We start from the raw sequence: 6435 nt of genomic DNA on the forward strand, positions 1-6435 counted from the left end.
TTCTATTGCAGGTGAATGGCAGGTTGTTGAAATCATTCGTCCTGGTGGACACCGCGTAAAAGATATCCGACCCCTCGTAAGATTAAATGTTAGCGTGGTTGCAAAAGACGGCGACCGCATGGAAAGCGGCTATGAAGGCGCGGGAGGAAGATATACATATAATGAACTCCTTACGTCAGATAATTGGAAATCACAAACAGACAACGCCATTAGACAAGCCATTCTTAATTTGGATAGTGTTCCCGCACCTGCTGGTGAAATGGATGTCGTGCTTGGCCCAGGCTGGCCAGGTGTATTACTTCATGAAGCTATTGGGCACGGATTAGAAGGTGATTTTAATAGAAAAGGTAGTTCAGCGTTCGCTGGTTTAATGGGCGAAAGAATTGCCGCGAAAGGTGTGACCGTCGTTGATGATGGTACTATGGAAAATCGTCGCGGTTCATTAAGCATTGATGATGAAGGAACAGCTACGAACTGCACGACTCTCATCGAAGATGGCATTCTTGTCGGCTATATGCAGGACAGAATGAATGCAAGACTGATGGGCGTTGAATCAACCGGAAACGGCCGACGTCAAAGTTATGCTCACCAGCCAATGCCCCGTATGACAAACACTTACATGTTAAGTGGCAATCAAGATCCCGAAGAAATTTTATCCGGTGTCAAAGACGGCCTTTACGCCGTTAATTTTGGCGGCGGGCAAGTTGATATAACCAATGGTAAATTCGTATTTAGCTGCACGGAAGCATATAAAGTTAAAAACGGTAAAATTGATGTGCCTGTTAAAGGGGCTACTTTAATTGGTAATGGTCCTGATGCTTTAAAAAGAATTTCAGCCATCGGAAATGATATGAAGCTCGATAACGGCGTTGGCATTTGCGGCAAAGCAGGGCAGTCCGTTCCAGTAGGTGTTGGTCAACCTACTCTCAGATTAGACGGAATAACTGTCGGCGGAACAGATCTTTAAAAAAACCTGCCTAAACATAATGTTAAGGCAGGTTTTATAATAATGGTGGAGCTAAGCGGGCTCGAACCGCTGACCTCTACACTGCCAGTGTAGCGCTCTCCCAGCTGAGCTATAGCCCCTAAACCCTTTAGGTTCAACTACTTAAATTGATATTATTAATAACAAACTCTGTAAATAATCTTGCTTACCACAGCACGACCACAACGGAGATTAAATAATGGCAAGTATTAGGAAATTAAGTAACAAATGGCAAGTGCAGATTAGAAGAAAGGGACACCAGTCTTTTACCAAGTCTTTCACTTATAGGAAGGATGCCGAAACATGGGCTCGGATCAAGGAACGTGAATTAGATAATGGTGGTGTCAAAGTAAATAGAAGTGAAATAAGAACTACCTCCCTGGCTGATCTGTTACTTAAATACAGGGACACAATAGTTAGCAGAAAACGGAGTAGAAGAATTGAAACTTATCTCATTAATGCCTTCATTAAACATAAGTTCGCATCTTTAAGTTTATCAGCTGTATCACCAAGAACATTTGCATATTACCGAGATGAACGGCTAAAGGTTGTGAAACCTGCTTCAGTATGCAGAGAATTAGCAATCTATAGACACGCTTTCCAAGTTGCTATTGACGAATGGCATTATCCTATCGATGAGAACCCATTGCTGAAGGTAAAGAAACCAAAGGTAATGGACAGCCGTAATAGAAGACTTGAACTCGGTGAGCTTGATACCATGATGGACTACTGTAAGGAACGGCAATTACCCGACCTGCTGAATGTTATCATCATGGCAGTTAAGACGGGAATGCGTCGCGCTGAGCTTTTGAGGCTTACCAAAGAGCACTTCAATCCTGAGACAAGAACCTTATACATTCCAATCACCAAAAGTGGTTATCCAAGAACCATCCCACTCACCCTGAAGGCAGCGGCTATTATAGACAGCCTAGGATTGCATCAAGGGATTTATTCCAAAAGTACTGAAGGCTTTATGTCTGCTTGGCAGAGGCTGATCAAAAGAACTGGCATTATTGACTTGAGGTTTCACGACTTAAGGCATGAAGCAATTAGCAGGTTCTTTGAGATGGGGTTGAGTGTTCCTGAGGTAGCGTTGATTAGCGGTCATCGTGATTACAGGATGTTGCAACGGTACACTCATTTGAAGCCTGAGGAGGTTGCTTTGAAACTTCTTTAGAGCTGTTTTATCACAGATGTGTAGAGCCAGATCAGGACTATGCATTTGCTGATCCAGGGGAGGCCATACAGAGCCTTTAGTTAAATTTATGTAGTGCAGGATTCGCCCAGGTGCTTCACCTCTCAGCGAGTCTTAAAATAAGCCAAGAAAGATCCGCAATAATCGGAGAGAATTTATGATATATGACGGCTATGCTTTACGTGTCGGCGCAATGGTAATCATTTGTTCTGATAGGTCATCATGAAGCCCACCAATCATCATATGTTTGATACCGGGTACAAAGGCAACATCATAGATCTCCTCAATGGTTTCATTCTCCACGGTGATGCTATGAAGAATATCTCCCTTTAAGATATCAAAGACAAACAAGCCACACTGATCTTCCTCATTGGCATCTTTGAGTTTTGCTTCGAGAGGTAAATCCTGGAAGCTTTTACTCTCTCTGATCTTGGATGTACTAGTAACAGCTGTATCACCAATAAACTGAAGTCCACGGGCAAAACCAGGGATGTGTGTTCTCGCCGTAAACATCTTATTTACCCTATCAACAATACCAATTTCACCAGTACCTGAGTTCACGAGCCATAAATTACCTTCATGAAGTCTTGGTGAGTGGGGCATAGATAAATCATTAAGTATAATCTCGCCCTTACTGACATCAATAAGGACACCGCCATCAGCTCTGACATCCCGCCATCCTTCAAAAGTATTTGTTTGAGAGAGTGCTGTTACATATTTGACAGCTCCATCTTCGATGGCCAGACCATTAAGGTGGCAACGATCTTCATAAACAAGGCTATCTATAAAAGAAGGTTTCCACAGAGGAGCGATGCTGTGAGTAGCGGCACAACCTCCAACGCAGTTCATGCGTGTACTGGCAAAGGCAATCATGCCATTTTTAAGAAGTCCAATTTCATGGGTATCCTGATTACCTGTTCGATACATCATTTCAGGGACATATACTGCATCAAAACCAGCAAAAGGGTGTTGGGTGTTTGGAGTGAGGGCATTCTCAAAGCGCCAGATACGGAACTTATCTGCCATAAGCAGTGTCGAGTTATTAACACTCAAGCCTGTAGGATCAGGATAACTACGTTCATAGAAAGCAACTTCATCTTTATCATCTAGACCAACAGTAAAGACTTTACCCAAACGACGTGCAGTAAAGACGAGTGAACCGTTTGCTTCTTTTAACCAACGAGCAAACCCGTCAGATATATTGAACTTTGGCGGGCTTACGGTTACTTTTTTTTCTGTTGTCATTGAATACACTTATCCTCTGTAAAAATCATTCCTAAATTCCATTATGATCAAACATGAGATCAGATTGTTGATATACTATCTCTCACGGAAGGCTTTTTCCTGTAATTTAAGCACTGGGTTCATCAAGTAGCGCATAATTGATTTTTTACCGTTCAGAATATCGACTTCTGCGACCATACCAGGTAAAATTGGTAAGTTTCCATCATCAGATGGCAAACTATTTTCTTCTGTGCGCACTTGAATGACATAAACATATTGCTCTTGATCATTAAGGATCGCATCAGCACTAATATTTTCGACACGCCCTTCCAAAGCACCATATCTTGCGAAATCATAGGCCGTTAATTTTACTCTTGCATCCTGCCCTGGGCGAAGGAATGCGATATCCTGCGGTTGCACTTCTGCTTCTACAAGCAAAGTATCATCAAGCGGTACCAACTCAACAATCGGCATACCACTATCAACGATACCACCAAGGGTACTGACCATGACTTGATTTATAATCCCGTCTGTTGGGGCGAGCACATCGGTTCTGTTGACACGGTCAGAAAGGGCTGGAAGACTGTCGACAAGTTGGTTGCGGTTAGTTTCTGCCTCATTCTGTTCCATCAGCGCACTTGCGCGAAACTTCTGTCTCTCCGCTTCAATTTGAAGATTAACTTCCTCAACGGATTTTTTTGCTTTTTCAATACCGAGTTCAGCAATACGACTATCGCCCGAGGCCTCAATTTTTCGTTGTTCCGCACGAACCAATTCCATCTGCGGTTCAATACCGCGTTCTACCAGCGGCTTAAGTAACTCGACTTCCCGATCAGCCAGGGCACTCGCAGATCTCGCACTCACCAAACTAACCTCTGTTTCAATAAGTTCTTGTTCGATTTGCTTTAATCGCGCTGCAATACTATTGATAGATGCATCAAATTCAGCTTTACGCGCATTAAATAAATTTAATTCACGGCTGACCATATATTCCTGCTCGGCCATTAACTTTTCATCAAACACAGGCTCTTCAAAGTTACTTTCCGCTTTGAGACGCGCGATAGTCGCTTCCAATGATAGAAACTCTTCTTCATTACGGTTAAATTCTGCATCAAACTGGGTACGATCCAGTTTTACCAGCACGTCTCCTGCTTTCACTTTATCGCCTTGACGGACGAGAATTTCTTTTACAATACCGCCTTCAAGGTTTTGGATAATCTGAATTTGTTTAGATGGCACAATTCGCCCCGATGCACGTGTCACTTCATCCAGTTCAGATAATGAAGCCCATAAAATGAAAAGCACGAAAAAACTGGCAATACAAATCAACAATGCATTCGCGGCAATTTTGGGTGTTAACTCTGTCTTATCACTTAGCATGTCTCTACCCCTTTTTCATCATGTCAGGTGTATTCTTTACACCCTTAGGGGTTAACATTTTAATCACGTCATCTTTTGGTCCATTGGCAACAATCTTACCCTGTTCAACAACGATGATACGGTCGACAAGTTCTAATAAAGTGGGTCGATGCGTAACGATGAGAAGCGTCCTGTCTTTTAATTCTTCTTTTAGTCTATAAATCAACTTATGTTCAGAAGCTGTATCCATAGAGCTGGTAGGTTCATCCATCATAACCATTGGTGCATTACGCACGAGAGCCCTGCATATCGCCAAGGCTTGTTTTTGTCCGCCGGAAAGTCCTTCACCGCGATCTCTTAAGTGAAGGTCATATCCATTGGGAATGGCCCCAATAAATTCTTGCACGCCACTTATTTCCGCTGCTTTTAAAATGTCTTCATCTTTAATATCGGGATGTCCCATGGTGATATTTTCTTTTACCGTACCAGAAAAAAGGAATACATCCTGTAAAACCATTGCCATATTGGCACGCACATCTTCAGGGATAATTTGCCGTATGTCCGTATCGTCTATCATGATGGCACCATCATCTGGGTCATAAAGGCCAGCCGCAAGGCGCAACACCGTACTTTTACCCGAACCTATTTTGCCTAAGATGCCAACCTTTTCACCCTGCTCAACCTTGAAAGATACATTATCAAGCACGCGGGTTGGTTGATCAGGGTATTTGAAGGTCACGTTTTTAAATTCTATTTTGCCCTTCATATTTTCGCGGCGGATAAAATCACGTCCCGACACATCTTCAGATGGTTCCGCCATTAAATGATCAAGCGCAGCATAAGCCGTCTTAGCATGGTTATAGCGTGTTAGTAGGTTCGCTAACTGGCCAAGCGGTGCAAGACAGCGACCGGAAATAATCACACAAGCAATCAAAGCCCCCATCGAAAGTTCCCCGTCCATAATCAAAATAAAACCAACAGCAACAATACCAATTTGTGATAATTGCTGCGCAGATGCTGCACTATTAATGGCAATTTGGCTGAACATCCGAGACTTTAAACCGACATTAGAATGTTGGTCCACTGCCTTTTCCCAGCGGTCATGAAATAAACGATCTGAGCCAAGGCTTTTTAAAGTTTCTAGGCCCGATACCATTTCAACAAGCGTGCTTTGCTTGCTATGCCCTTGCTGCATACCCTCTTTTGAAAAGCGCGATAAAAAAGGTTGAATAAATACACCAACAAAGAGAACAAATGGCACCGCAATGGCCGGTACCCAAGCTACAGGGCCACCAATAAAAGCAATCACGCCGATAAAGAGTACGATAAAAGGAATATCAACTACCGTCGCAAGAGACGCAGATGTGCAAAAATCACGCAAGCTTTCAAATTCACGCACCGTATTCACTAACCCTCCGGTTGAGCCTTTTTGTGAAGCGAGCTTTAATTTCATGATCCGGTCAAAGATACGCTTCGCCACCGTCAAATCCACTTTTTGCCCCGCGCTATCAATAAAATAGGCACGCAGAAACTTGAGAAGAAAATCAAATCCGATCAGGATAAACATCCCAATACAAAGCGCTACAAGACTTTCAATCGCGTTATTTGGAATGACCCTATCATAAACGGTCATAATGAATATTGAACTACCCAAAGAGAAGACGTTAATCAT

At 42.9% G+C, this 6435-nt stretch carries 5 protein-coding genes and 1 tRNA gene; 2 read left to right on the forward strand and 4 right to left on the reverse strand.

All coding sequences use genetic code 11. The annotated features are described in order from the left end of the window. On the forward strand, positions 1-967 hold a 967-nt coding region (locus ACTF6W_RS11640), incomplete at its 5' end, for a metallopeptidase TldD-related protein (protein ID WP_438994717.1). 43 nt (positions 968-1010) lie between these two features. Here the strand turns inward: ACTF6W_RS11640 and ACTF6W_RS11645 are convergent. Further along, a tRNA-Ala gene (locus ACTF6W_RS11645) sits at positions 1011-1086 on the reverse strand. Between the two features lie 98 nt (positions 1087-1184). On the opposite strand from ACTF6W_RS11645, the gene ACTF6W_RS11650 reads away from it, so the two are divergent. Beyond that, a complete protein-coding gene (locus tag ACTF6W_RS11650; RefSeq protein ID WP_438994718.1) occupies positions 1185-2162 on the forward strand; it encodes a site-specific integrase in 978 nt (325 codons plus the stop codon). Between the two features lie 189 nt (positions 2163-2351). Here ACTF6W_RS11650 and ACTF6W_RS11655 read toward each other — a convergent pair whose 3' ends face one another. The 3 genes from ACTF6W_RS11655 to ACTF6W_RS11665 form a co-directional block, all read right to left on the reverse strand. Further along, positions 2352-3425 carry a TIGR03032 family protein gene (locus ACTF6W_RS11655; protein ID WP_438994719.1) on the reverse strand — a complete coding sequence of 358 codons (1074 nt, stop codon included), beginning with the start codon at positions 3423-3425 and terminating at the stop codon, positions 2352-2354. Positions 3426-3500: 75 nt separating this feature from the next. Beyond that, the gene (locus tag ACTF6W_RS11660; protein ID WP_438994720.1) at positions 3501-4784 is read right to left on the reverse strand and encodes an HlyD family type I secretion periplasmic adaptor subunit; all 1284 of its coding nucleotides are present in this window, start codon (positions 4782-4784) and stop codon (positions 3501-3503) included. Between the two features lie 4 nt (positions 4785-4788). Beyond that, positions 4789-6435: type I secretion system permease/ATPase (locus ACTF6W_RS11665; protein ID WP_438994721.1), on the reverse strand; the 1647-nt coding region annotated here is incomplete at its 5' end.

Origin of the sequence: Pseudemcibacter sp. (genome assembly GCF_965661635.1) — a bacterium.
Lineage (GTDB): Bacteria > Pseudomonadota > Alphaproteobacteria > Sphingomonadales > Emcibacteraceae > Pseudemcibacter.

Coding starts and splice junctions, on each gene's coding strand:
- ACTF6W_RS11650 (WP_438994718.1), top strand. CDS start 1,185: ATGGCAAGTATTAGGAAATTAAGTAACAAATGGCAAGTGCAGATTAGA.
- ACTF6W_RS11655 (WP_438994719.1), bottom strand. CDS start 3,425: ATGACAACAGAAAAAAAAGTAACCGTAAGCCCGCCAAAGTTCAATATA.
- ACTF6W_RS11660 (WP_438994720.1), bottom strand. CDS start 4,784: ATGCTAAGTGATAAGACAGAGTTAACACCCAAAATTGCCGCGAATGCA.